This is a genomic window from Mycolicibacterium tusciae, from assembly GCF_002086795.1.
Lineage (GTDB): Bacteria > Actinomycetota > Actinomycetes > Mycobacteriales > Mycobacteriaceae > Mycobacterium > Mycobacterium tusciae.
The window spans coordinates 1-25368 of record NZ_MVIM01000012.1 but is presented as its reverse complement, the minus strand read 5'-3'; the positions used below and the strand labels follow the sequence as shown (position 1 = coordinate 25368).

Genomic DNA, 25368 nt, shown 5'->3' with positions numbered 1-25368 from the left:
TGCTCAGCCAGACTTCTATGGGTTTCGCGACGCGAAGGGAAACAGCGGTGGGGCACTACAAAGCAAACGTGCGCGATTTCGAGTTCAACCTCTTCGAGGTGCTCGGGCTGGGCGCCGTTCTGGACTCCGGCGCCTACGGCGACCTTGACGAAGACACCGCACGCACCATGCTCGACGAAGTGGCCCGGCTCGCCGAAGGACCCGTCGCGGAATCGTTCGCCGCCGCCGACCGCCACCCGCCGGTATTCGACCCTGCGACACACTCAGTCAGCGTGCCAACGGAATTAGCCAAGTCGGTGCAGGCCATCAAGGATTCGGACTGGTGGCGTATCGGCATCGCCGAGGAGATCGGCGGCGTACCGGCACCCTCCCCATTGGTGTGGGCGGTCAACGAGATGCTGGTGGCCGCCAACCCGTCCGCCGGCTTTTGGTGGGCGCTGGGTCCCACCATGGCCAACGCGCTGTTCATCGAGGGCACCGACGAGCAGAAGCGATGGGCCGCAGAGGGTGTGGCGCGCGGGTGGGCGTCGACCATGGTGCTCACCGAGCCCGATGCCGGTTCCGATGTCGGAGCCGGCCGCACGAGGGCCATCGCTCAGCCCGACGGCACCTGGCACATCGAAGGCGTCAAGCGCTTCATCTCCGGCGGGGACGTCGGTGACACCGCGGAGAACATCGTTCACCTCGTGCTGGCCAGACCCGAGGGCGCTGGACCGGGGACCAAGGGGTTGAGCCTGTTCTACGTGCCGAAGTTCCTGTTCGATCCCGAGACGTTCGAACTCGGCCCTCGCAACGGGGTTTTCGCGACTGGCCTGGAGCACAAGATGGGAATCAAGTCCTCGCCGACATGTGAACTGACATTCGGCGCGGACGGAATACCGGCGGTCGGCTATCTGGTCGGCGACATCCACAACGGCATCGCGCAGATGTTCACCGTGATCGAGAACGCGCGCATGACCATCGGCGTCAAGTCCGCGGGCGCACTGTCGGCCGGGTACCTGAACGCGCTGGCCTTCGCCAAGGAGCGCCTGCAGGGCGCCGATATGACTCAGATGACCGACAAGACGGCACCGCGCGTGGCGATCATCGCCCATCCCGATGTCCGGCGCAGCCTGATGACGCAGAAGGCGTATGCCGAGGGTCTGCGCGCGCTCTATCTGTACGCCGCGGCGCATCAGAACAGTGATGTGGCCCAACATGTCTCGGGTGCGGATCCCGATATGGCCCACCGGGTCGACGACCTGCTGCTGCCGGTCGTCAAAGGCGTCGGCTCCGAACGTGCCTACGAGATTCTGACCGAATCGCTGCAGACGCTCGGCGGGTCGGGGTTCTTGCAGGACTATCCGATCGAGCAGTACATCCGCGACGCGAAAATCGACTCGCTGTATGAGGGCACGACTGCGATCCAGGCGCTGGATTTCATCTTCCGCAAGATCTTCCGCGACAACGGCGCGGCGTTGGCCCATGTGGCGACGCAGATCAGCAAGACGATCGACGGCTGTGACGACGCGCTGAAGTCACAGGCCGATCAGTTGCGGGTCGCGCTCGAGGATGTGCAGGCGATGACGGCGAGCCTGACCGGATACCTGATGGCGGCATCGGAAGAGCCTTCGGAGATCTACAAGATCGGCCTGTCCTCGGTGCGCTACCTGATGGCAGTCGGCGATCTGCTCATCGGGTGGCGGCTGCTTGTAGCCGCGGACGTCGCCCAAGCGGCGCTGACGGCCGGTCCGGCGCGCGGTGATGAGGCGTTCTACCAGGGCAAGGTCGCGACTGCGACGTTCTTCGCCTCGCAGAGGCTGCCGATCGTCAGCTCGGTGCGCGAAATCGTCGGAACCATGGACGACGAGATCATGCGACTGCCCGAGGCGGCGTTCTAGGCCGCGGAGTCCGGTTCAGTGAGCGCGTCCAGTTCCGAGAGCGGACGACTGCAGATTTCCCGTGCCTCGTCGGCGGGCAGACCGAACAATCGCAGAATATCCTCTGTCACAGCGTCGGTGGCCGCGGCGTCGTCACGATCGGGTTGATTGCGCAACAGATTGCCCAACCCCAGCAGTGCGCCGCCGGCCATGGCCAAGGCGAGTTCGGGATCGCTGACGGTGAATCGCCCGACCCGATTGGCCTCCCGGATGTCACGCAGGGCGCGTGGCGCCAACCCCTTCTCCGACGCGAGCAGCTGCATACCGTGTGCCAGCAGGATCTGACTCTCCTGCGGGCGACGCCGGAACAGCCGGCCCGTCAGCCGGTAGCTGCGAGCGAATGTTTCGGCGGGGTCCTCGATAGACGAGGTGAGTTCGTCGAGCAGGGCGCCATGGGTGTCGAGCACATCGGTTATCGCCGCCTCGAAGAGCTGCTCTTTGCTCTCGAAGTGGTTGTAGAACGAGCCCATTCCCACATCGGCCGCCTGGGTGATCTCCAGGACTGGGACGTTGACCTTGCCCGCGGCGATGAATCGCTGCGCCGCCTTGATCAATGCCGCGCGCGTGCGCTGTTTGCGCCGTTCAAGCCGATTGACCGACGCGTCCGGTTGATCACTCACCCACTCACGGTAGCAGGTTCCTTCACTTTTGACGATTTCGTCAGGACCACTTGACTGAGTGTCGCGTCGTATGTGACGATTTCGTCAGTCAGTGTCGATACACGAGGGAGGTGCAGCATGGGCGATACCGTCGGCACCCACAGCGACCTGCACAGCGAGCACGGGGCCCGGGCCGGCGAGCATCCGGGGAGGTCGCGAAATCCGGTCATCAAAGTCGCCGATATCGCGTGGCTGGAGTTCGAGAAACCGGACCTCTCGCGCGCCGAAGCGTTCGCGCAGGCCTTCGGGTTCACCACTGCGATGCGCACCCACGACGAGGTGCAACTGCGCGGCACCGACCCCGGCGCGCCGTGCGTGATTCTGCGCAGAGGCGCCCGCTCGCGGTTCGTCGGCACCGCGTTCGCGGCTCAGGACGAGGTCGATGTGTTACGCCTCGCCGATGCGAACGGCATCGGCGTCCACGCACTCCCCGAATCCATCGGAGGCGTGTCGACCGATCTCGTCGATCCGAGCGGAATTCCGGTCAAGGTGGTCGCGGGCATGCACCCGCTGCCCGCCCTGCCGCGCCAGCAGGCGCACGTCTTCAACTTCGGCGACCGGGTCGCGCGCGCCAACGCCACCCAACGCCCCAGCCGCGCGCCGGCCAGGGTTCAGCGACTCGGGCATGTCGTCATTTCCTCCACCCGGTACACCGAGGCGTTGAACTGGTATCTCGACAACCTCGGCATGATCGTCAGTGACTTCCTCTACTACCCGGGCCAACGCGATCGCGGCCCGGTGATGAGCTTCATGCGCTGCGACCGGGGCACGGCCCCCGCCGACCATCACACCCTGGCGATGACGCTGGGACCGGTCAACCGGTACGTGCACTCGGCCTACCAGGTGTGTGACCTCGACGCGCTCGCCGCCGGCGGCGAATATCTGCGCGAGCGTGGCTATTCCCGCTCATGGGGCATCGGGCGCCACATCCAGGGCAGCCAGCTGTTCGACTACTGGCGCGACCCCGACGGATTCCTTGTAGAGCACTTCGCCGACGGCGACATGTTCGACAACACCCTGGAGCCGGGCTGGGCTCCGTTCACGGCGTCAGGGCTGTCTCAGTGGGGTCCCGCCGTCACCAAGGACTTCCTCGGCATCAACCCCAAAGCGCTTCCCCACGAAGCACGTTCGATCCTCAACGCCCTGCGCGACGACAACGAATTCACCCTCACCCGCCTCCGCGGCCTGATGAAAGTAGCCAACTCATGACCACGTCCATATTGCGCACCGCCGACGCCTGGTGGGTCCACACCCCAACCGGTGCGGCGAGGATCTCCACCACCGCGACCACCACCGGTGACCTGCTCCAGGACCGGGAGGCGATCGAATGGGCGAGCCACAGCACCGAGACCGTGCCGGTTGATTCATTGACGCTGATCTCCCCCGTGACTCGGCCCTGCCGCGTCGTGGCGCAGATGACGAACTTCGCATCACACGTCAAGGACGCGGGCATGGACCCCGCCTCGATCCCGCTCACCTTCTTCCGGAAGTCCTCGGCGTCGATCAGCGGTCCGTTCGACGACATCGTCAAGCCCGAGCACGTGAAGCTTCTGGACTACGAGGTCGAAATCGGTCTGGTGATCGGACGGGACATCCCCGTCGGCACCGAGATCGCCGAATCCCAGCTGTCCGATTACATCGCCGGACTCGTTGTCACCAACGATGTTTCGGCCCGCGACATCCAACTCCCCCAAACCCAGTTCTATGAGGGCAAGTCCTATCCGACGTTCACACCGGTCGGGCCCGCGCTGGTGCTGCTCGACGCCGACGAACTCAAGCGCTTCACCGATCTGCGTCTGCAGCTGAGGGTCAACGGCGAGATCCGCCAGGACATGGTCGTCGGGGGCGACATGATCTACCCGCCCGTGCAGGCGCTGAAGTCGCTGGCCCGATTCCAGGATCTGGCCGCGGGTGACCTGGTGATGACCGGTACGCCCGTCGGGACCGCGTTGAGCGCCCCGCCGAAGCCGATCGAGGTGATCGGATCGCTCCTTCCGCCCGCGGTCAAGTGGAAGGTGTTCTTCAAGCGGCAGGCCAAGAACACGAAATACCTCAAGGACGGCGACTCGGTGGAACTGCGCGTCGCGACCGACGACGGCGCCATCGACCTCGGTGTGCAGCGCACCACCGTGAGGTATGCGTGACGACGGAGGATTCGCCTGCCGTTGTCGTCGTGGGAGCGGGGCCCACCGGCGCGACGGTCGCCACCCTGTTGGCGCAGTACGGCATTCGCTGCCTGATCCTCGAACGGTGGGGCGCGGTCTATCCACAGCCGCGTGCGGTGCATCTCGACGACGAGATCTGCCGCATCGTCGCGCGTCTCGGAATCGCCGACGAGTTCTCCGCGATCTCACGGCCGGCCCAAGGTCTTCGTCTGCTCGACCCCTCGATGCGGGTGCTCGCCGAGTTCCGCCGCGACACCGCACTGTCGGTCAACGGTTTTCCGCAGGCCAACATGTTCGACCAGCCCGACCTCGAGGCGCTGCTGCGCGCCAACTTGAAAAGCTACCCCGGCGTCGAACTGCGAGGCGACGTCGAGGTCGTCGCCGTCGCCGAACGACACGACGGCCGCGTCCGGGTCACCTACATCGACCGAACCGACGACTCCACCCATGTCGTCAACACCGACTACCTGCTGGGTTGCGACGGCGCAAACAGCGTCGTGCGCAACCAGATCGGCAGCTGCATGCACGATATGAAGTTCGACCAGCGCTGGCTCGTCGTCGATGCGGCCACCGACGCCGATCTCGACCAGTGGGACGGCGTGCATCAGGTGTGCGATCCGATGCGGGCCGGTACGTACATGCGGATCGGACCCTCGCGGTACCGCTGGGAATTTCGGCTCCTGCCCGGCGAATCGGCCGACGACTTCCGGAGCATCCATGCACTGCGTCCGCTGATCGCCCCGTGGACGTCGAACGTCACCGACGACGACATCGAGTTGATCCGCGTCGCCGAATACACCTTTCGTGCCCGGATCGCCGACCGGTGGCGACGTGGCAATATCTTCCTGTTGGGCGACGCCGCACATCTCACCCCGCCGTTCGTCGGCCAGGGCCTCGGTGCCGGCCTGCGCGACGCGATGAACCTGGCGTGGAAACTCGCCGGCGTCATCACCGGCGAGCTTCCGCCGGCCACGCTCGACAGTTACGAGCAGGAACGCCAACCGCACGCGCGGCACATGATTCGGCTCGCGTTGACCGTCGGCTGGGCCATGACAGCAGGCGGGGAATGGGGCAACCTCGCCCGGCGACTGCTAGTGACCCGCCTGCGGTTCGTTCCCGGTATGCGCGGCAAGATCCTCGGTAGCCGCACCCCCGCACTACGTCGTTCGGCCTATGTGCGATCGAGGCGCGTGCCGGGACACCTCGCGGGCACACTGTGCCCGAATACGGTGTGCAGCGACGACGGCCACCGGCTCGACGACGTGCTCGGCAACGGGTTCTCGGTCATCACGTCGGTGACACCGACTGCCGCGCAGCATTCGACGCTCGGCGCCCGTGGCGTCGCCGTCCACATCGCTTCGCCCGGCTCGGAACTCGCCGAGTGGCTTCGCCGCGGTCGCGCTGCAGCGGCGATCGTGCGGCCGGACCGCACGGTCATGTATGCCGCACGCGACGCGCGCCAGATCTATGGCTTGCTCCCGACCTTCACAAGCGTCAAAAGGGTCCGATCCCATGCCTAGAACGCGCAGCGGCGTCCCCACCTACGGGTCGAACATCTACACCACCGATGCGATCGTCGACCCGTACCCGCACTACGCTGCCCTGCGCGGGCTCGGACCCGTCGTCTGGCTGTCCAGACACCGCGTGTACGCGTTGCCGACGTTCGCCGAATGCAAGGCGGTGCTGCGCGACGATACGACCTTCGCCTCCGAAAAGGGCGTGGCGCTCAACGCGCTGACCAATCGTCTGTCCCGCGGCACCACGCTGGTGAGTGACGGCGCCGAACACGACCAGCGACGCAAGCTGGTCGCGCACCGCCTACTGCCCCGTGCCCTGCGCGGCATCGACGACGACGTTCAGGCGCAGGCCGCCCGAGTGGTCGACGCCGCGCTGAGACGCGGCGAGGTGGACGGTGTCGAGGACCTCGCGTACGCACTACCGATGGCGGTGGTACCCGACCTGATCGGCTGGCCGCGCGAACAGCGCACCGACCTGCTGCCTTGGGGTGCAGCTACTTTCGACGTCCTCGGCCCGATGAACAGGCGAGCGCTGAGGTCGATACCGGCAAGCCTTCGCATGCTCGCCTACGCCCGACGCGTGGTGCGTGACCGCAGCCTGATCGAGGGCAGCGTCGGCCACGAGGTGCTGCTGGCGGCTGACGCCGGCAAGGTGTCCCGCGCCGAGTGCGCCCCGCTGATGATCGACTACATCGCCCCGTCACTCGACACCACGATCAGCGCGATCTCCAATGCGCTGCACCTGTTCGCCTCGCACCCCGACCAGTGGCAGCTGCTCAGGGACGATCCTGGGATCATCCCCGCCGCGGTCAACGAGATCGTCCGCTTCGAGTCGCCGCTGCGGGCGTTCGGCCGCCGCGTCACCGTCGACACCGACATCGCCGGACACCGGATCCCCGCGGGTGCACAGGTCCTGGTCCTCTTCTCCTCGGCCAATCGCGACGAACTCGAATGGGATGCCGCCGACACGTTCGACATCCGGCGCGACGCCACTCGCCACCTCGGGTTCGGTCACGGCACCCACGCCTGCGCGGGACAAGGGTTGGCGCGGTTGGAGACCCAGGCGATGCTGCGAGCGCTGGCCGAGCGTGTCGAACGGATCGAATTGTCGGGACCGCCGACGTGGGCGCTCAACAACATCATCCGCCGACACGAACGGCTACCCCTCAGGCTGATCGCCGCCTGATCGCCGCCCGGCCCCACTCAACCCGCGGCCTTGATCACCGAGCTGCCGAAGCGTTCGATGGTGTCCAACACGTGCGCCAGGTTGTCGCCCGGCAGGCCGACCTGCACCCACGTGACACCCACCGCCGCAAGCTTTTCCAGACCGGTGAGATACGCGTCGGCGTTGAAGTCGTCACCGCCGGGGCTGCCGCCGTCGGCGTTCGTGAACGTGATGTCGATGCCGGTGAAGTCCCGGCCCGCGGCGTCGAACCGGCGGCGCAGATCCTCGACCCCCTCGGCCAGAACTTCGGCATCCATCACGGCGGTGCGCGCGGTCTGCGCGAGCATCGCAGGCGCCGGGAACGGGCACCAGCCGTCACCGTGCAGGACGACGCGCTTGCGCGCGGCAGCGGTGTTGCCACCGATCCAGATGGGGGGGTGCGGTGTGCTCACCGGCCTCGGGTGCGCGGTGATGCCCTTGGCACTGAAATGTCTTCCCTCATAGAAGAAGTCGTCGGTGGTCCAGATGCCCCGGATCACCTCGAGAGCCTCTTCGAACAAGGCCGCGCGTTCGTCGAAGTCCACGCCCAGCGCGGTGAACTCCCGCTTGAGGTAGCCGACACCGACCCCGAGGGTGAACCGGCCGTCGGACAGCAGATCGAGCGTCGCGCCTGCCTTGGCCACCACGAACGGATTTCGGTACGGCAGCACGACGATGTTCGGGATCAGCCGCAGCGTCGTCGTCCGCGCCGCGGCGTAGCCCATCGCCACGAAAGGGTCCACCGCGTCGTGCCCGCCGGACTCCAGCCATCGCTGCGACGGCGCCGGGTGATCGGTGAACCCGAAACCGTGGAACCCTGCCGCCTCGGCCGCCGCCGCGACGGTGGTGATGCCCGAACCGGTCACCAACTCCGGGTTGTACGGATGGCTGTGCATCGGGTGGGTGAACGTGAACCGCATGTAGTGCTCCGCTTCCGCGCGGCCGAGCCGCGCATTCAACACTAGAACAATCTTCTCGATTTCTGAGAATGTCGTTACCATGCGAATCACGGAATGTACAGGGTTCACGGCCGCAGAAGGGTCATCGAGCATGAGCGAGACGACGGTGTCCCCGGTCCGGCACGGCCCGTTCGCCGGCCGCCTCGACCCTGAGACGATCGCGCGCTACGCCGCGGCCACCGTCGACCGGACCTCATCGGTACTGGACGGCCTCGCGACGCCCGCGATGTTCCCGGTGATCCTGGTGTTCACCCCGAACGAGGCGGCCAGGGGCGACCTGCCGGAGTCGATCTGGCAGCGCGTTCGCGGCGGGGTGCACGGCGCACACGACATCGTGCTGCACCGGCCGCTGCTCCCCGGTGAGCCGCTGCAGACGTGGTCGCAGATTTCGGCGGTGCGGACGTCGCGGGCCGGCACGCAAGTCGTGATGCACTTCGAGCAAGTGGGCGTGGATGGCGCGCTCGCCGCCGAACAGTGGTGGACGATGGTGCTGCTCGGCCTCGACGGCGTCGTCGATCTCGGGGCCGCACCCGTCGATCACCGCTTCCCCGACGACGCACGGGCACGTCCGGTCGGATCCGTGACCCACCACATCGGTGCCGATGTGGCGCACCGCTACGCCGAGGTGTCCGGCGACTGGTCGGCACATCACTTCGACATCGACGCCGCGCGCACAGCAGGTTTCGACTTCGTGTTCGCCCACGGGCTGTGCACGATGGCGATCTGCACCCACCGCGTTCTCGGCCTTTTGGGGGTCGACGATCCGGGCCTGGTTCGGCGCGTCGCGGGACGGTTCGCGTCGCCGACTCCCCTCGATTGCGATCTGAACGTGAACGCGTTCGACATCTCGGGCAATTCGTTTGCGTTCGAAGCAGAGGCGAACGGCACGACGACCATCAGCCACGGACGATTGGAGCTGCGGGCATGAACAAGCCGGAGATCGGGGTGTACCTGCCTCAGATGGGCTTCACCTACGAGCAGGTGCTGCATCGGACGCTGAGGTGTGAGCAACTCGGAATCGACTCGATCTGGCTCTACGACCACCTGTACGCACCCGGCATGCCGGATTACCCGTCGTTGGAGGCGTGGACGCTGGCCACTGCGCTGCTCAGCCGCACCGAACGTATCCGGGTCGGACACATGGTGTTATGCAACCAATTTCGCCATCCCGCGGTGCTGGCCAAGATGGTGACCACCCTGGATCAGATCTCGGCGGGCAGGCTCGCGCTCGGCATCGGCAGCGGTTCCATCGAGGACGAGCATTCCCGCCTGGGGTTGCCGTGGGGCACGTTCGCCGAGCGGTCCGAACGCCTCGGCGAGACGCTGCAGATACTGCATCAGGCGTTCGCCGACGAGGTGATCGATTTCAGCGGAGAGCATTTCGTCGTCAAGGACATGCCGATCAAACCCGGCCCGGCACAACAGCCCGGACCGCCGATCGTCGTCGGCGGCGTCGGCGAGAAGTACACGCTGCCGTTGGTCGCGCGCTATGCCGATGTCTGGAATGTCCCGACGTACGCGTTGGGCGAACTCGAGCACAAGATCTCCGCGTTGCGGGCGCTGTGCGACGCGATCGGCCGCGACCCGTCGACGATCGTGATGTCGATCGAGGCGGTGATGGCTCTGGCCGCCGATGACACGTCTCTGCCCGGTGTGCGCGAGCTCGCTGAGAAGCGTTTCGGCATACCGGCGTTCGGGCTCAAGGAAGGCGGTCTCGTCGGCACGCCACCGGCGATCGTCGACCGGTTACACGACCTTCAGGAATTGGGTTTCGGCCAGATCGTGTTGTTCACCCACGACCGCGGGTCCGACGAGACTCTCGACCTGCTCGCCACCGAGGTGATCGCGAAGCTCTGACTTCATCTCGCCGAACGTGGGTTACCCGCACGCTTTTGCGCCCCAATGTGTGCGTCAAGCCCACACTCAACGCACGAAAACTAGCGCTTCGCCGGCGGTGCGTATGCGGGACGACCGAGGCCCAGGGCGTGCTGGGCGATCATGTTGCGGAACACCTCGAGCGTTCCGCCGTAGATACCGGTCGGCCCCGCCAGTCGGAAGACGTACTCGGCTCCCCCGTCGGCCGCCGCGCCGTGCGCGTCGACGGGCAGCGTCGACACCGTGCCCTGGATGTCCATCAGGTCCAGCGACACGTCACGCATGGTTTGCGCGTTGGCGACCCGGCCGAACATGTCCGGTGTGCTCATCGCCGCCTCCATGCGCGCGATGCCGCGTCCCAGCCGGTATTTCACCGCATCGTCATCACCGACCAACGGCGCGATCTTGTCGATGGCCTCGGCGAGCAACACCAGGTGCTCGGCCATGGCCGCGATCTTCTGCAGACCGTCGGCTCCGCGTTCGACGGTGCCGTGCTCGTCGTGGAGCGCATCCCGCAGCACGGTCCAGCCGCCGTTGACCTCACCGACGCGGTACCGGTCGTCGACGCGCACATCGCTGTAGTACGTGATGTTCGTGCGGTCGCCATCCACGGTGCGCAGCGGCTGGATCTCCACACCCGGGGAGTCCAATGGGACCAGGAACATGGTGAGGCTCTGATGTTTCGGCGCGGACGGATCGGTGTTCGTGATCAGGAAGACGTACGCGGCGTTCTGCGCATTGGAGGTGAACATCTTCGAACCGTTGATGATCCAGCCGTCACCGTCGCGAACTGCGCGCGTCTTGCAGGTGGCGACATCGGAACCGCCTTCGGGTTCGGTGTAGCCCAGGCACAGGCGGATCCGACCCGACAGAGCACGCTCCAGCACCTCCGCCTTGAGCTCGTCGGAGCCGAAGTCCCGCACCGCACGCGCGACCATCGCCGTCGTGCCCCAGTGGAACCACGGCGTGTGGGCACGGCCGATCTCGAGGTTCCAGAGCCGGCGTCGCAGGCGGCTGAACCCACCGTCCGCTTCATCGTTGAACTCAGCGGCCAGGTAGCCGGCCTCACCGAGCGCCAGATGAACGCCTTCGTCGAAGTTCTCCCCCGTCTCGCGGTCCCGCCGGATCACCTCATCGGTCACCAGGGTCTTCAGCAGCGCCCGGAGCTCATCCTGGAAGGCCTGGTCGTCGGCAGACAATTCGACGCGGGAGAAGTCCACGTTCCGAGCGTGACACTTTCTGATCGATCTGTAAAGCCGCTGTAGAGTCGCGTCTGATGTCGACAGTTCTGAGCCAACTCCTGGCACCGGCGATGGTGGTTGCGATATCGCCGTTCTCGATCATCATCGCCATCTTCGTCGTGCTTCACACCGACCGCCCCCTGGCCAACGGTGTCGCGCTGCTGGTTGGCCGAGTGCTCGCCCTCGCCGCGGTGACCGCCCTGTTCCTCCAGGTACCTCGGCTGATCGGCGGCCTGAACCGGCCCGTCTCGCCGCGGGTTCTGCTCGTCCTCGGCGGCATCCTCGTCGCGATCGGCATATGGGTCTGGTTCAGGCGCGACCGGATGACCGAGGAACCGCCATGGCTGGCCAAGTTCAGCCGGCTCACGCCTGTCGGCGCCGCGGGGGTCGGGATGTTCCTCGTGCTCGGCAACCCGAAAATGCTGGCCGCCACCGCCGCGGCCGGATTGCTGATCGGCACCGCCGGGATCGGCGTCGCCGCCGCGAGCGGGGCAACCGTGTACTACTCCGTGGTCGCCAGCTCGACGGTCGCCGTTCCGGTGCTCGCGTACATGGCGGTGGGTGCGCGGGCCGACGACCAACTCAACCGATTCAAGGAGTGGCTGCACCGACGCAGCGGACTCGTCACGGCCGTCATTCTCTTGGCGGTCGGAATCACCTTGCTGGTCATGGGAATCAGCGAGCTGCAGACCGAAGGAGCATGACCCGTGGGCATCGTCACCACACGTTCGGAGACGGCTTTCAGCCAACCACCCGAGGCGATCTACGACTTCGTGACCGATCCGGCCAACTGGCCCAAGACGTATCCGGGCAGCGCACATATCGAAGGGTTGCCGCAAACCCTCCCACTCAAGGTCGGCGATACCTGGGCCGAGGCCGGACCCGACGGTGACCGGATCTTCACGTGGCATCTGGCCATCGCCATGCGCCCCACGCTGTGGATGTTCAATTCGGTAGGCCGCCTCGGCCACGACCGCGATGGCAACGGAGGCATGGAGGGCCGGATCACGGTGCAGTACCACTTCACTCAGCCAGGAGACGGTGTCACGCTGTTCGCTCGAACCATGACCATCGAGGCATACAAGCACGCCCCGCTGCCGGACGGCTTCTTCCGCACGGTCAACCCCGCGAACATCGACGCGTACCACGCCGCGGTCGCGCGGGAACTGGGCGCGTAGGTCACCACAGCGCTTTACGTAGCGCAGCCCCCTGTAGCTCGAACAGGCGCTGGCTGGTCTCCCACTCCGGAAGCAGCGAGTCGAACCCGTGACAGGTGCCGGGAAAGACGTGCAGTTCGGTGGCGACGCCCGCCCACATGAGCCGCAGCGCGTAGTCGAGCGCTTCGTCGCGCAACGGGTCGAGTTCCGAGCAGGTGATCAATGCGTCTGCGACACCTGATAACTCGCGGATGCGCCCGGGAGCGGCGTCGACGGGGACCGCACCGTCGCCGACGTAATGGCGCCACATCTGTTCGACGGCGGGTCCGTCGAACCCCGGCGTGGCAGTGAACTCGTCCTTGGACGGCGTCGGCCGATCGTCGAGCACAGGTTGGTGCAGAAGCTGGAACACGACCGGTGGTGCTGCCCCGTCGGCGGCGCACTGCGCTAGCCGAGCGGCCAGTGCCGCTCCTGCACTGCTGCCCGCGACCGCAAGCCGGTCGGCGTTCACACCTAGCTCGGAAGCGTTCTCCGCCACCCAGGTCAGCACCTCCATTGCGTCCTCCAGCGCGGCGGGGTGCGGATGTTCGGGAGCCAGCCGGTAGTCGACGGAGAACACGGTGCAGCTGCCCTGCCTCGCGAACTGGACACACTGCCGGTGATCGGTGTCCAGGTTTCCGAGCACGAAAGCCCCTGAGTGACAGTAGATCACCGCGGGCGACGCGATGCCCGCACCGCGATATATGCGTACTGGAATCGAGCCGACTTCGCGCTGCTCGATCTCCACCCCAGCGGTGTTGACCGCTCTCGCGGTCTCGGCGCGGCGCTGGTTCAACGAGTCGCGGACCACGCCGAGCACGCTCGGTGACAGATCGGAGCGGGCCGCCGCCAGATGGCTCATTGCGGGGTCCAGCCGGTGTGCGAAGTCCGCGTCGGCGTTCATGTCACGTCGCCGCCGGCGATTCGGCCACCGTCGTGTGTGACCGCACCTCCACGGTGGGCCGGCATGTCGGCGGTTCGAAGGCATACTCGGCCGGGCGGAACCGCCGCGTCATCTCCCAGAAGACGCGTGCGCTACGCGGCCACTGAGTCACGACGCGACCGTTGGGTGCGCGAAAGTAGTTGCTGCACCGGGTGAGCCACACGGTGCCCTGCATCCACTCGTCGATCCTGGCAATGAAGTCCGACATCGTCGTGCTGCGCACCGCGACGTAGGTTTTCCGTTTGCGCCGCATGTACTTCAGTGCGCGCACGATGTAGTGGGCCTGCGCCTCCAGCATAAAGATGACGCTGTTGGAGCCGACGTTGGTGTTCGGGCCGTAGAGCATGAAGAAGTTCGGAAATCCGGGGACCGACATGCCGAGGTACGCGAACGCCCCGTCGCGCCACGTTTCCCGCAGCGTGATCCGGTTCTCGCCGACGACGTCGATCTGGCCCAGGTAGTCCGCGGCGGCATAGCCCGTCGCGCACAACACCACGTCCACGTCGAGCCGGCGGTCGTCGCCGGTCACCAACGAGCGAGCGCGCAAAGCCCGGGCCGGACTCGACACCACCTCGACGTGGGGTTCGGTCAAGGTCTGCAGATAGTCCGTCGCGAAGACCAGCCGTTTGCATCCGAACGGGTGTCGCGGAGTCAGCCTGCGGCGCAACTCGTCATCGTGCACCACGGCATCGAGAGTGCGCAGCGCGATGTCCTTGAACTCGTGCGTCTTGTCACTGCCGTTTTCGATCACGCTGATGTTCGACTCGCTGCGCAGCCACAGGCGCGTCCGGTAGATCTTCTTGGCAAACGGAACACGGGCGAACAGCCACTTTTCGCGGTCGGTGTAGGCGCGGTCGGGCTTCGGGAGAATCCACGTCGGCGACCGCTGCACCGAGTAGACCTTCTTGGCCACCTTCGCCACCTCGGGAATCAGTTGTGCCGCCGTCGATCCCGTACCGAGAACCGCGATACTCTTGTCTGTCAGGTAGACGGAGTGGTCCCAGCGCGCGGTGTGCATCAGCGTTCCGGTGAACGGCTCTTCCTCGACGAGATCGGGCAGCACCGGCTGGGTGAACAGTCCGATCGCCGATACCACCACGTCGAACGTGTGCTGCTCGCCCTTCGCGGTGCTCAACTGCCAGGTCTGGGTGTCGGAATGCCAACGGGCCGAGGTGATCTCGGTGTGCAGTTTCAAGTGCGGCGCAAGTTGGTAGCGCTGCGCGCAGCGTTCGAAATATTCGAGGATCTCGGGTTGCCCGGACCAGAGCCGGGACCAGCGGGCGTTGAGGTCGAACGAATACGAGTAAAGGTGTGACTTCACGTCGCAGGCGAGCCCCGGGTAGGTGTTGATCCGCCAGGTGCCGCCGACGCCGTCCTCCCGATCGAAGATCGTGAAGTCGTGAAAACCGTTCTTTTTCAGAAAGATCGCGAGCGCCAGCCCGCCCGGGCCGGCCCCGATGATGCCGACCGAGACAGCTTTGGTCATGGGGTCATCCGATCTGCAGGGTCTGTCCGCCGTCGACGACGAGTTCGGAACCGGTGATGAAGGATGCATGCTCGGATACCAGGAACGCGACGGCGTCGGCGATCTCCATCGGTGTGCCGAGCCGCCCCTTCTCCGCGAGCCGGGCCTGCGTCGCGGGGTCGAGCATCGGCGTCTCGACCGGTCCGGGTAGGACCGCGTTGACACGAATGCCCGAGTCGGCGAGTTCAGCGGCGGCGATCTGGGTGAGGCCGCGCAGCGCCCACTTCGAGGAGCCGTAGGCCGCGTGGTTGGGAAACGCTCGAATCGCTCCGGTGCTGCACGTGTTGACGATCGCGGCGCCATCTGCGTGGCGCAGGTGTTCGAGCGCGGCCCGGATTCCGAGAAAGGGCCCCAGGCAGTTGACGCGCCAGCTCCCCTCGAAGCCTGCGGGTGTCTCCTCGGCGAACGAGGCGCGGTGCAGAACACCCGCGTTGTTGACCAGGGTGGTCAGTGCGCCGAACTCCTCGACGGTCCGCCGCACCGCGCTGTCCCATTGCTGCTCGGACGTCACGTCGAGTTCGACGGCGAGCACACCGCCGCCCAACGCCTTCGTGCCGGCCTTGAGCTCATCCGTCAGCAGATCGCACGCGGCTACCCGAAAGCCGTCCGTGTGCAGTCGCCTGACGATCGCCGCCCCTTGCCCGCGTGCCGCACCGGTGACCAGCGCGACGCGCTCGGTCGACCTCACTGCGCCTCCTCGAGGTGCGCCGCCGCGCCGCGCCGCAGCGCCTGGGACTCCGACGCCAGGGTGATCATCCGAAACCCCAACTCGGCCATGGCTTTCCCAGGCTTACCCGCGTTGGCGTGGATGCCGGGGACCAGCCCCGCACCGGAGGCGACGGAATGGATCCGAGAGATCGCGTCGAGCACCGTCGGAGCATTGAGCGCGCTGATCGGGTTCTCCCCCAGCGAGATGGCCAGATCGGCCGGGCCGACGTAGACGCCGGATAGACCCGGCACGGCGCAAATCTCGTCGAGCGCCGACAATCCTCGGGCGGTCTCGATCATTGCGAAGACACTCGTGCGGTCTTCGTGCGCAACAGGGTCGATCCCGATGTCGGCACGCAGCGGGCCGAAGCTGCGCACCCCCGCCGGCGGGTACCGGGTGGCGGCCACTGCGGCGGCGGCTGTTTCGGGCGATTCGACCATCGCGACGATCACCGCGTCGGTCCCGGCATCGAGAACACGACCGATCGGCGCGGGATCCGCCGACGGCAACCGCACTGCGGTCGCAATCGGAACATGCTCGAGCCGCCGGAGCAGCAATGCGACATCGGCATCGTCGAGATAGCCGTGCTGGACGTCGAATCCGACGTAGTCATATCCCGCCCTGGCGAACTCTTCGGGCCCGATGATGGTCGGCCCCACCACCCATCCGCCCCACACACACGGCTTCGCGGCGAGCGCCTCCTGCAACCGGCTTCTCATGCGGTGATCGCGATCTTCACCCGATCCGGCACCGGCCGGCAGGCAAGGTCGAACGCCGATTGCACGTCGTCGATACCGAACGTGTGCGTGACGTAGGCGGCCAGCAGCTCCGGATGGTCCTTGGCGAACCCGGTGGCCGCGTCGAGGACTCGCCGCCGGTCAAGCGTCACACCGGACTTGAGCGTGAGGTTCTTACGCAGCATGGCGCGCATGTTGATCGGATAGCTGTCGTCGTCGGGCACGCCGAAGTACAGCACGGTGCCGCCCGGCGCCGCGGCGTCTATCGCATGGCCGAGCGTGGCGACCTGGTGGCCGACCGCCTCGATGACGACGTCGGGCTGATCGCCGGGCTCCAAATGGCTCACCCATCTGTCGCTGGTGGCGCGGACAATGGTGTCGACACCGAATTCTTTGCCGACACCGTCGCGGTCGACGGGGTCGATACCGGTCACATGACGCGCGCCCAGAGCCTTTGCCGCATAGGAGAACAGCAGCCCGATCGACCCCTGCCCTATGACTGCGACATGTCGGCCCGCGAGCTCCAGCTGCTCGAGCGCGTACAAGACGCAGGCCAACGGCTGCAACGCAACGGCGTGTGAGGCGCTCAAGCCGGGATCGTAGGGTGCCAGGCCGTCGCCGTCGGCGACCACGAACCCCATCAGCCCGTCGAATCCGGACGCCCAGCCCACCACCCGGTCACCCACCCGGTGGTCCTTGTGCCTGCTCGCCACCACTTCGCCGACGACCTCGTGGACCGGAAAGCCCACCATCTCGGCCGCGTTCAGCCCCATGTCGCCTGCGATCTTGCCGCGCACACCGCGGAACGGCGGCAGGTCGCTGCCGCAGACCCCCGCCGCCATGAAGCGCAGCAGCACGTGACCGTCGCTCACGTCGTCGGCGGTCTTCGGCGGAACATCAAGCCGTTCAAAGGTGTACGGCGCAACGAGTCGGTATGCCCACACCTCACACAACCTCCACATGGACCTCGACGGGAACGCTGTTCCAGCCCCACTGGAAGCTGGACGGCGGGCGCGTCGCGCCCTCACTGATGATGCGCCAGTCCGGCACCCGTTTCAGCCATTCGGTCACCATGATCGCGATTTCGAGACGGGCGAGGTGCACACCGAGGCAGAAGTGTTGTCCGCGGCCGAACGCCAGCAGGCGCTCGATCCGGCGATCCCAGATGAACTCGTCGGGATCGGGATACTCGCGCTCGTCGCGACCGGCCGATGCGAGCAGCGTGACGACCCGCTGGCCCGGAATCATCGTCGTCCCGTGCACGGTGAACGGCTTGCGCAAGGTGCGGGCGAACCATTGTGCGGGCGCGCAGTAGCGGATCATCTCCTCTCGCGCGACGGGGACGTTTGCGTCGAGATCCGCACGTACGGCGGTCAACTGGTCTGGGCGCCGCCCCAGTTCCCAGAGGCCGTGCGCGACGATCTTCGGCACGGTTTCCGTGCCGCCGATGAAGACGCCGAGCATCTGCACGGCGGCCTCCGTGTCAGACAGCGCCGAACCGTCCGGCAGGCGGTAGCCGATGAGGCTGTCGGCGATCGGCAACTCGGGACCGTCGCCGGCACGCCTGCGCTCGATGATCGGCACCAGGTACTCCAGGTAGCCGGGCCGCGCGTTGGCCACCTCCACCCCGCTCCCCGGCTGGGCCAGGCTTCCGGCGTTGACGGTGGCCAACACATCGGATGCCAGATCGGTCGGAAGTCCGACCAATTCGCAGACCACCGATGCCGCGACGATGCCGCCGTAGTCCTGGGTCAGGTCGAAGGTGCCGCGCGCCAGCAATTCGTCGAGCCGCTCGTTGGCCAGGACGCGGATTCGGTCTGCCAGTGCTGCAACGGCTTTCGGCCGGAACGGCCCCGAAGTGCAACGGCGGACGGAATCGTAGATCGGCGCGTCGAAGTTCGCGTGGAACGGCAGCGGATGAAGCGGCGGATCGGGCACCGGGCCGTCGTTGCGCGTCGCCAAAACCGTTGCCGCGGGTAGAGTTCCCTCCGAAGCGACGAACGTCCCGTCGTTGATCGACAGCACCTGCCAGATGTCGTCGAAGCGCGACAGCGCGTAGGTGTCCCACTTGTCGACGTAGTACACCGGATAGTCGTCGCGCAGGACGCGGTAGTACGGCAGCGGGTCGGCCATCACCGCGGGGTCGAACGGATCGTAGAAGAAGTTCTTCATCAGCTGCGTCACTTGGAAATTCATTGCAGCGGCGACGGGGGCAGCGCCTGCAGAATCGAGTCCTCCCAACCGTCGCGCAGCGCGGGCGCGACGCTCATCCACGTGACGATCTCGGCGGGCGGGCTGCCCTTCCACGACGGGTAGTGGTTCTCGAAGCAGTCCCAGTCGCCGTCCAACGCCCAATAGTGGATGACCTCGTTGAATCTGAACGTCGTGATGAACGATCCGAGCCATCGTTTTCCGGTGGCTTCCGACCACGGCACGTAGAGGCGCTCGAGTTCGCGGATGTAGTCGTCCTGCCGTCCCGGCTTGGTCTGCATGATCTCCTGGATCACCAGACCCGCCGAGAACTTCGACTCCGTCAGCGCAGCGAGTGTTCTATTGAACTTTCCGGCGTACATGATCCGGCCCTCACCGGATGCTCGGATCTCGGACATAAACGTCCGCCACGTCGCCGCGGCATCGGCATGGCTGCCGCCGGGTGCCTGCGCTTTACCGATGCGGGCGTAGTCGGCGAACGCGTCGATCTCCCAGATGATCGTCGCCTGGGGCCAGTGACCGTTGTACGGCGTGGTCTCCCACATCGCGAAGAGGCGCGCGCCGAGCGCCTTCATCATCGGGTGGTAGACCTCGCTGAAGACCTCGGTGAACTGCTCGCTTAGGCCTTCACCCAGCGCAATCGTCTCGTGGAGATAAAGGAGCGTGTGGCCGTAGAACTTCTTCACACCCGCCACCTAGTTGACAGTCGCACCCTGCGAGCGTGACACTTGTGGCGTGATTTGTAAAGGTGCCGAGACGCTGACGACACTGACCAAAGGTTTCTGTTTCGGCGAGGGTCCTCGGTGGTTCGAGGGATTGCTGTGGTTCTCCGACATGCTGGGCGAGGCGGTGCACACCGTCAACCTGCGTGGCGACCTGACCACCCTCCCGCTGCCCGGCCATCACCCATCCGGATTGGGGTTCCGGCCCGACGGCACGCTGTTGATCGTTTCGGGTGAGCAGCGCCGGCTGCTGCGCTACGACGGGTACACCGTCGAACCGGTCGCCGAACTGGCCGACCTCGTTCCCGCGGCGCTCGGCGACATGGTGATCGACGACGCGGGCCGCGCTTACGTCGGATCCCAGGCACGGGAAGGTGGGGTGATCGTACGGGTCGATCCCGACGGCTCGATCGCCGTTGTCGCCGAGAACCTCGACTTCCCCAACGGAATGGCGATCACAGCAGACCGCACGACGCTGATCGTGGCCGAGTCGACCGGGCGGCGGCTGACCGCGTTCACCGTCGCGGCCGACGGATCACTGGGCGGCCGAAGGGTGTTCGCCGAGGGACTCGACGGCCCGCCGGACGGCATCTGTCTCGATGCTGGGGGCGGGGTGTGGGTGGCGATGACATTGGCCCACGCCTTCGAGCGGATCGAGGAAGGCGGCGCCATCACCGACCGGATCGAGATGGACGAACGCATCGCGATCGCCTGCACACTCGGGGGCCCGGAGCGGCGCACACTGTTCCTGCTGTCCAGTACGGACGCCTATCCGCAACGGCTGGTCGGGACCAAGGAGTCACGCGTCGACGCGGTGACCGTGGACATCCCGGGAGCCGGGCTGCCGTGAGCGATTCCTACTACGAGTTGGTCGATGTCGCCGACCCGCTCGGTGAGAAGTTTGCGGCGACCGATCTGGTTCGCAGCACGTGGACGGCCGAGATACAGCACGGCGCACCGGTTTCAGCGCTGTTGGCGCGCGCTTTGGAGAGATGCGAGGCCCGCGACGACACCAGGCTGAGCCGTGTGATGATCGACCTGCTGGGTGCTGTGCCTGCCGAAGGGGATCTGTGGGTGCGATCCCGAATCGAGCGCTCCGGCAAGCAGATCGAGTTGGTCAGTGCCGAGATGCTGGCCCCCGGTCGTGACGGCGAGCCTCGCCCGGTCGCACGCGCCAGCGGATGGCGGCTGAAGACGATCGACACCGCGGACGTCGTTCGCACGTCCGCGCCACCGTTGCGGCCGCTCTCGGAGGCGCACAGCCGCGACATGAAGAAGGACTGGGACCGCAACTATGTGCACAGCCTCGATTGGCGGTGGTTGACCCAGCCGATGAGCGACGGGCCCGGCGAGTCCTGGATCCGCCCGGAGGTCGACCTCGTCAAGGGTGAGTCCATGACCGCGCTGGAGCGCCTGTTCGCCGTCGCCGACGATGCCAACGGCATCGGCACCAAGCTCGACATCCGGAAGTGGACGTTCATGAACACCGATCTGGTCGTGCATGTACACCGGATTCCGCAGGGCGAGTGGATCGGAATCCGCGCCGAGACCAACTACGGCCCCGACGGCATCGGCGCGACGATCGGCACGCTGTTCGACGAGTCCGGACCCGTGGGCGCGATTCAGGAGTCGGTGCTGGTCCGGCCGATGCCGGTCCGCTGACCAGTCAGTTGATACAGGGGCCGGTCGAAACCGGCTCCATCGCCGTGGAATCGACGGCGTGTGGGTAGATCAGCTTTGCGGTGAGTACGAAGCCGATCTCCGGATCGTGAACCGCCGCACCGAAAGTCATGCCGAGTACCCGTCCGTCACGGTCGATCAGCGGTCCGCCGGAATCGCCGTGCCCGACTCTGCCTCTGATTGCATAGACCTCGCGGCTGAATGCCAGCACCCGATAGAGGTCTGAAACCTTGATCTCGACGACTTCCCGAACCCTGGCCGGATATGCGACGAACGGTCCGCCACTGGGATATCCCAACACCACGGCGTCGGTGCCAGTCGGCGCGGTGTCTTGAGAGAAGTCCAGCGGCGGCGCCTGTAGGCCGGGAACGTCGAGGATGGAGATATCGCTGAGCGGGTCGAACATCACCACCATGGCGGTGAGTTCCCGACCGTCCAGCGAGACGCTGACGCGATCCCCGCCCGCCACCACATGCGCGCTGGTCATCACCCGACCCGGCGCGGTTACGAAACCGCTACCCGACATGACCTTGTTGCAGGAGTGGGCCAGGCTGTTGACCCTGACGACGCTGTGCCCCGCCTGCGCGACGACCGCGTCACTCGCCAGTGCGGCGTCCGGTCGTGCAACATTGACCACCGAGAAAGCGGGAGCGGCTTCAGCCACGTAGTTGATCTCGTCGATCGACTGCCTGAACGTGTTGCATCCGGTCAGACCGATTGTCAGGCCGACGGCGATCAGCACGGCCGCGAGGCGACTCGGCTTCATTGGCCAAACATAGACCTACAGCGAGCGAAATGTCCTCAGTCGGTCAGGCGCAGCGCCGCGACGGGGCATTGGGTCACGGCCTGCTGCATCCGGTCGCGGTCGGATTCGGGCCGATCGTTGTCGTGGATCATGACGATGCCGTCGTCGGCCACCTCGAACACGTCCTCGGCGATCGATTCGCAGATGCCGTGGCCGGTGCACTTGTCCAGATCGACTTCCACCCGCATGGTGACTCCTAACGAACGAACGCAGGCAGGCGTTTGACGCCGTGGACGAAATTGCTGTAGAGCAGGTCGGGCTCACCGAACTCGACGGTGGTCAACCGGGTCAGCAACTCCCGGAACAGGTTTCGCAGCTCGGCCTTCGCCAGCTGGCTGCCCAGGCAGAAGTGTGGCCCGCCGCCGCCGAAGCCGAGATGCGGGTTGGGTGAACGCGATAGATCGAAAACCCCAGGATCGGCGAAGGCCGCTTCGTCCCGGTTGGCCGAGCAGTAGAACAGTCCGACCTTGTCGCCCGCCTGTACCGGCGCTCCGTTGATCTCGGTGTCCTCGGTCACGAAACGGGCGAACTGCAGTACCGGTGAGGACCAGCGGACGAATTCTTCGACGGCCGAACCGATCCGGCCGTCGAAGTCCGCCATCAGCCAGTCCCGCTGGGCGGGGTTCTCGGTCAGGGCCAGCATCGCGTGCGTCGTGGCCTGTTTGGTGGTGTCGTTCCCTGCCGACGCCAACAAGATCAGGAATGCGCCGATCTCTTCGTCGGTCAGCCGGTGGCCGTCGACCTCGGCGTTGACGATTCCCGTCATCAGGTCGTCGCCGGGATTCTTGCGCCGGAACTGCGCCAGCTCGACGCCCGTGTTCGACAGCAGGGTGATCTGCGCTATCGGGTCCTCCGCCCGCTCCTCGGCCGTCGCGTACTCGTCGTCGCTCATGCCGAACAGCTTCTCGGCGGCGTAGGCCACCTCCGGCTGATCGGCGGTCGGCACACCGAGCATGTCCATGATCGTCAGCATCGGCAGCCGTGCAGAACAGGCGGTCACGAAGTCGACGTTCCCGGCACCGACGAGTTCGTCGACGATCGCGACGGCGTTGCGGTGGATCTGCTCCTCGATCTGTCGGACGTTGCGCGGCGTGAACGCCGAGCTGATGAGTCTGCGGTACACGGTGTGCTGCGGCGGATCCATGCTCAGGAAGAACGATGCGAAGCGCTGGATCTCGGCAGGCATCGGATTCAGCGCCACCCCCTGCGCCGACGTGAACAGCTCCGGATGCTGACTGACGAAAGCGATATCGGCGCGACGTGTCAACGCCCAGAAACCGGGCTCCTCCATCGGAAACAACGAATCGAAGGGCCGGTGCCAGGTGAGGCCGTCACCAGCACGAAGCAGGGCGAAAACTTCGTCGCGAGCGTCGAAGGGCCGACTCCAGAAGTCGTGCGACGTGATGTCGAACCGGCTGTACTCACGCGCCTGCACAGGTGGGGCTGTCACAGATTTAGCGTGACACTTCGCCAAAAATTTGTAAAGCTATGGCGATGCAGGAATCGTGGGTCGAGGTCGACAGCTCGACGCGCCAACGAATTCTTGCCGCTACCGCGGAGGTGCTGGGCCGTAACGGGATGACCAAGCTCAGCCTGTCAGAGGTCGCCTCGCAGGCCGGGGTGTCGCGGCCCACGCTCTACCGATGGTTCGCCTCCAAGAAGGAACTACTCGAGGCATTTGTGGTGTGGGAACGCCAGTTCTACGAAACCGCGGTGGCCGAGGCCACCGCTGATCTGCCCGCGTGCGAGAAGCTCGATGCGGCACTGCGGGTGATCGTCGACTACCAGCAGTCCTACCCCGGGCTGCGCATGGTCGACATCGAACCGGCACAGGTCATCAAACGGCTGTCGCGGGTGATACCGCTGATGCGGCAGCGGCTCGAGCGGCTCGCGTCTGGCCCCGATCCCGGCCTGGCCGTGTCGACGGCTGTGCGCGTGGCGATTTCGCACTACGTCGTGCACAGCGACGACGACGCCGACTTCCTGAACCAGCTTCGGCATGCCGCCCGCGTCAAGCACCATGCCCCCGAGACCGATTGACCGACTCGTCGATCAGGGGCGCCGGTCCGCCAGTTCGGCGAGGATCTCGTCGGTGTGCTGCCCCAGTTGCGGTGCGGGCGAGCGCGGTTCCCACGGTGTGCCGTGGAAGTCGGCGGGCGAGGCCACCATCGATATGCCGCCCTCGCCGTCAGGCACGTTCACGATACCGCCCGAGGCGTAGAACTGCTCGTCGGCCATGACGTCCTCGAGCGAGTTGATCGGCGACCAGAAGAAGTCCGGTTCGCCCGCAAAGATTTTGGCCCAATCCTCGAGCGGCTTGGTTACGAAGATCGCGTCGAGCTCGGCGATCAGTTCCCGCGAGTTGACGGCGCGGTTCATCGGCGTGTCATAGCGAGGGTCGGTCAGCCAGTCGGCCCGGCCGACGGCCCGGCACAGCGGCGGCCAGTGCCGACCCGCCTGCAGGCCCACGATCCAGAAGCGTCGTCCGTCACCGGCGGCGTAGTTGTTCATGCAGGGATTGCCCATCGACTCACGCTGGCCGATCGCGATGGGATTGCCCGTCATCAAGAACGTGTTGAGGTCGAAGCTGACGGTGTATGCGCCCTGCCGGTACAACGACGTGCTGACCAGCTGCCCCCTGCCGGTGCGGCCGCGGGCCACGAGCGCCGCGCACACCGCTGCCGCCAAGGTCATCCCCGCAGTGTGGTCCCCCATGCCGCCGCGCTGAAACGGCGGCGTGTCACCGGGCCGCGTCAGCAGGTGCGCAAGGCCCGATCGTGCCCAGAACGCGGCGACGTCGAAGGCGGCACGGTCGGCGTCGGGGCCGCGTTCGCCGTAGCCGGTGATCAGGCCGTACACCAGCGCGGGGTTGGCCGCGGCCACCGCCTCGAAATCCAGCCCCACCCGCGCCAGCGCCGCCGGTCGGACGTTGGTCAGGAAAACGTCCGCGCCGCATAACAACTCACGCGCGGTCGCACGATCATCCTCGGTCGTGACATCGAGCACGATGCTGCGCTTTCCGCGGTTGTCCATTTCGAAGGGCGGACTCGAGCCGTCCTCGATGCCCAGCATTCGGCCGAACATCCGCGCCGGGTCACCGTCCGGCGGCTCGATCTTGACGACGTCGGCGCCCCAGTCCGCCAGGATCCCACCGGCTGCGGGTCCCGCGACCCACACACCGAGTTCGACGACTCTGACGCCCACCAACGGTCCGGCCATCGGATTCCTTAAGTTCGTAGGTGCAGTTACTTCGTGTTGTTACGTTGTGCTGTGACCCGGGTGGGCCGGGTGAGGCTGCATC

The 25368-nt window shown here is 66.2% G+C and carries 26 protein-coding genes and 1 pseudogene; 12 read left to right on the top strand and 15 right to left on the bottom strand.

Annotated features, from left to right (window positions below):
• Nucleotides 1-47: 47 nt before the first annotated feature.
• Nucleotides 48-1880: an acyl-CoA dehydrogenase gene (locus tag BST47_RS20510; RefSeq protein ID WP_083127487.1), complete on the top strand. Its 1833-nt coding sequence runs from the start codon at nt 48-50 to the stop codon at nt 1878-1880.
• Here BST47_RS20510 and BST47_RS20505 read toward each other — a convergent pair.
• Nucleotides 1877-2539, bottom strand: coding sequence for a TetR/AcrR family transcriptional regulator (locus BST47_RS20505; protein ID WP_083127486.1), 663 nt, complete (start codon nt 2537-2539; stop codon nt 1877-1879). The genes BST47_RS20510 and BST47_RS20505 overlap by 4 nt on opposite strands.
• A 117-nt stretch (nt 2540-2656) precedes the next feature.
• On the opposite strand from BST47_RS20505, the gene BST47_RS20500 reads away from it, so the two are divergent.
• The 4 genes from BST47_RS20500 to BST47_RS20485 are packed head-to-tail and all read left to right on the top strand — an operon-like array spanning nt 2657 to nt 7446.
• Nucleotides 2657-3787, top strand: a complete 1131-nt coding sequence (locus BST47_RS20500; protein WP_083127485.1) for a VOC family protein — start codon at nt 2657-2659, stop codon at nt 3785-3787.
• Complete coding sequence (locus tag BST47_RS20495; protein WP_083127484.1) at nt 3784-4722, top strand: fumarylacetoacetate hydrolase family protein; 939 nt, start codon at nt 3784-3786, stop codon at nt 4720-4722. The genes BST47_RS20500 and BST47_RS20495 overlap by 4 nt, the downstream gene beginning before the upstream one ends.
• Entirely contained in the window at nt 4719-6263 is a 1545-nt protein-coding gene (gene mhpA / locus BST47_RS20490; RefSeq protein ID WP_083127483.1) for a bifunctional 3-(3-hydroxy-phenyl)propionate/3-hydroxycinnamic acid hydroxylase MhpA, read from the top strand. The genes BST47_RS20495 and mhpA overlap by 4 nt, the downstream gene beginning before the upstream one ends.
• The gene (locus BST47_RS20485) at nt 6256-7446 is read left to right on the top strand and encodes a cytochrome P450 (protein ID WP_083127482.1); all 1191 of its coding nucleotides are present in this window, start codon (nt 6256-6258) and stop codon (nt 7444-7446) included. Before mhpA ends, BST47_RS20485 begins: the two co-directional genes overlap by 8 nt.
• 17 nt (nt 7447-7463) lie before the next feature.
• Here BST47_RS20485 and BST47_RS20480 read toward each other — a convergent pair whose 3' ends face one another.
• A complete protein-coding gene (locus tag BST47_RS20480) occupies nt 7464-8384 on the bottom strand; it encodes an LLM class F420-dependent oxidoreductase (protein WP_083127622.1) in 921 nt (306 codons plus the stop codon).
• Between the two features lie 130 nt (nt 8385-8514).
• Here BST47_RS20480 and BST47_RS20475 point away from each other — a divergent pair, with 130 nt between their 5' ends.
• Together BST47_RS20475 and BST47_RS20470 are read left to right on the top strand one after the other, a co-directional pair.
• Nucleotides 8515-9351: a MaoC/PaaZ C-terminal domain-containing protein gene (locus tag BST47_RS20475; protein ID WP_083127481.1), complete on the top strand. Its 837-nt coding sequence runs from the start codon at nt 8515-8517 to the stop codon at nt 9349-9351.
• Nucleotides 9348-10280 (top strand): LLM class flavin-dependent oxidoreductase, encoded by a 933-nt coding sequence (locus tag BST47_RS20470; protein WP_083127480.1) that lies wholly within the window; start codon nt 9348-9350, stop codon nt 10278-10280. The genes BST47_RS20475 and BST47_RS20470 overlap by 4 nt, the downstream gene beginning before the upstream one ends.
• 80 nt (nt 10281-10360) lie before the next feature.
• Here the strand turns inward: BST47_RS20470 and BST47_RS20465 are convergent, their stop codons facing one another.
• On the bottom strand, nt 10361-11518 hold the full coding sequence (locus tag BST47_RS20465; RefSeq protein ID WP_083127479.1) for an acyl-CoA dehydrogenase family protein: 1158 nt from the start codon (nt 11516-11518) through the stop codon (nt 10361-10363).
• Between the two features lie 56 nt (nt 11519-11574).
• Here BST47_RS20465 and BST47_RS20460 point away from each other — a divergent pair, with 56 nt between their 5' ends.
• Together BST47_RS20460 and BST47_RS20455 are read left to right on the top strand one after the other, a co-directional pair.
• Nucleotides 11575-12243, top strand: coding sequence for a GAP family protein (locus BST47_RS20460; protein ID WP_207568650.1), 669 nt, complete (start codon nt 11575-11577; stop codon nt 12241-12243).
• A 3-nt stretch (nt 12244-12246) separates the two neighbouring features.
• Complete coding sequence (locus tag BST47_RS20455) at nt 12247-12717, top strand: SRPBCC family protein (protein ID WP_083127478.1); 471 nt, start codon at nt 12247-12249, stop codon at nt 12715-12717.
• A 1-nt stretch (nt 12718) separates the two neighbouring features.
• Here the strand turns inward: BST47_RS20455 and BST47_RS20450 are convergent, their stop codons facing one another.
• From BST47_RS20450 to BST47_RS20420, 8 genes and pseudogenes are all read right to left on the bottom strand, one after another.
• The gene (locus BST47_RS20450) at nt 12719-13639 is read right to left on the bottom strand and encodes an alpha/beta hydrolase (RefSeq protein WP_083127477.1); all 921 of its coding nucleotides are present in this window, start codon (nt 13637-13639) and stop codon (nt 12719-12721) included.
• 1 nt (nt 13640) lies between these two features.
• A complete protein-coding gene (locus BST47_RS20445; RefSeq protein WP_083127476.1) occupies nt 13641-15164 on the bottom strand; it encodes a flavin-containing monooxygenase in 1524 nt (507 codons plus the stop codon).
• A gap of 4 nt (nt 15165-15168) precedes the next feature.
• Nucleotides 15169-15891 carry an SDR family NAD(P)-dependent oxidoreductase gene (locus tag BST47_RS20440; protein WP_083127475.1) on the bottom strand — a complete coding sequence of 241 codons (723 nt, stop codon included), beginning with the start codon at nt 15889-15891 and terminating at the stop codon, nt 15169-15171.
• Nucleotides 15888-16631: an HpcH/HpaI aldolase family protein gene (locus BST47_RS20435; RefSeq protein WP_083127474.1), complete on the bottom strand. Its 744-nt coding sequence runs from the start codon at nt 16629-16631 to the stop codon at nt 15888-15890. Before BST47_RS20435 ends, BST47_RS20440 begins: the two co-directional genes overlap by 4 nt.
• Nucleotides 16628-17593, bottom strand: a complete 966-nt coding sequence (locus BST47_RS20430) for a zinc-binding dehydrogenase (protein WP_083127473.1) — start codon at nt 17591-17593, stop codon at nt 16628-16630. The genes BST47_RS20435 and BST47_RS20430 overlap by 4 nt, the downstream gene beginning before the upstream one ends.
• Nucleotide 17594: 1 nt before the next feature.
• A complete protein-coding gene (locus BST47_RS31670) occupies nt 17595-18233 on the bottom strand; it encodes a cytochrome P450 (protein ID WP_420094050.1) in 639 nt (212 codons plus the stop codon).
• A gap of 102 nt (nt 18234-18335) precedes the next feature.
• Nucleotides 18336-18491, bottom strand: a pseudogene (locus BST47_RS31665) (cytochrome P450); the annotation flags it as partial.
• Between the two features lie 350 nt (nt 18492-18841).
• On the bottom strand, nt 18842-19546 hold the full coding sequence (locus BST47_RS20420) for an NIPSNAP family protein (protein ID WP_083127620.1): 705 nt from the start codon (nt 19544-19546) through the stop codon (nt 18842-18844).
• Nucleotides 19547-19595: 49 nt separating this feature from the next.
• Between BST47_RS20420 and BST47_RS20415 the strand changes: the two genes are divergently transcribed.
• Both BST47_RS20415 and BST47_RS20410 read left to right on the top strand, forming a co-directional pair.
• Nucleotides 19596-20432, top strand: a complete 837-nt coding sequence (locus tag BST47_RS20415) for an SMP-30/gluconolactonase/LRE family protein (RefSeq protein ID WP_207568649.1) — start codon at nt 19596-19598, stop codon at nt 20430-20432.
• Nucleotides 20429-21244, top strand: a complete 816-nt coding sequence (locus tag BST47_RS20410) for a thioesterase family protein (RefSeq protein WP_083127471.1) — start codon at nt 20429-20431, stop codon at nt 21242-21244. Before BST47_RS20415 ends, BST47_RS20410 begins: the two co-directional genes overlap by 4 nt.
• A 4-nt stretch (nt 21245-21248) precedes the next feature.
• Here BST47_RS20410 and BST47_RS20405 read toward each other — a convergent pair whose 3' ends face one another.
• Genes BST47_RS20405 through BST47_RS20395 form a run of 3 tightly spaced genes read right to left on the bottom strand, consistent with a single transcriptional unit; the run spans nt 21249 to nt 23517 of the window.
• Nucleotides 21249-22028 (bottom strand): MarP family serine protease, encoded by a 780-nt coding sequence (locus BST47_RS20405; protein ID WP_107529034.1) that lies wholly within the window; start codon nt 22026-22028, stop codon nt 21249-21251.
• 35 nt (nt 22029-22063) lie between these two features.
• Nucleotides 22064-22255, bottom strand: a complete 192-nt coding sequence (locus tag BST47_RS20400) for a ferredoxin (RefSeq protein ID WP_083127470.1) — start codon at nt 22253-22255, stop codon at nt 22064-22066.
• 8 nt (nt 22256-22263) lie between these two features.
• Nucleotides 22264-23517 carry a cytochrome P450 gene (locus tag BST47_RS20395; protein WP_083127469.1) on the bottom strand — a complete coding sequence of 418 codons (1254 nt, stop codon included), beginning with the start codon at nt 23515-23517 and terminating at the stop codon, nt 22264-22266.
• 44 nt (nt 23518-23561) lie between these two features.
• Here BST47_RS20395 and BST47_RS20390 point away from each other — a divergent pair, with 44 nt between their 5' ends.
• Nucleotides 23562-24107 carry a TetR/AcrR family transcriptional regulator gene (locus BST47_RS20390; RefSeq protein ID WP_083127618.1) on the top strand — a complete coding sequence of 182 codons (546 nt, stop codon included), beginning with the start codon at nt 23562-23564 and terminating at the stop codon, nt 24105-24107.
• A gap of 12 nt (nt 24108-24119) precedes the next feature.
• Here the strand turns inward: BST47_RS20390 and BST47_RS20385 are convergent, their stop codons facing one another.
• Nucleotides 24120-25286: a CaiB/BaiF CoA transferase family protein gene (locus BST47_RS20385; RefSeq protein WP_083127468.1), complete on the bottom strand. Its 1167-nt coding sequence runs from the start codon at nt 25284-25286 to the stop codon at nt 24120-24122.
• Nucleotides 25287-25368 lie beyond the last annotated feature (82 nt).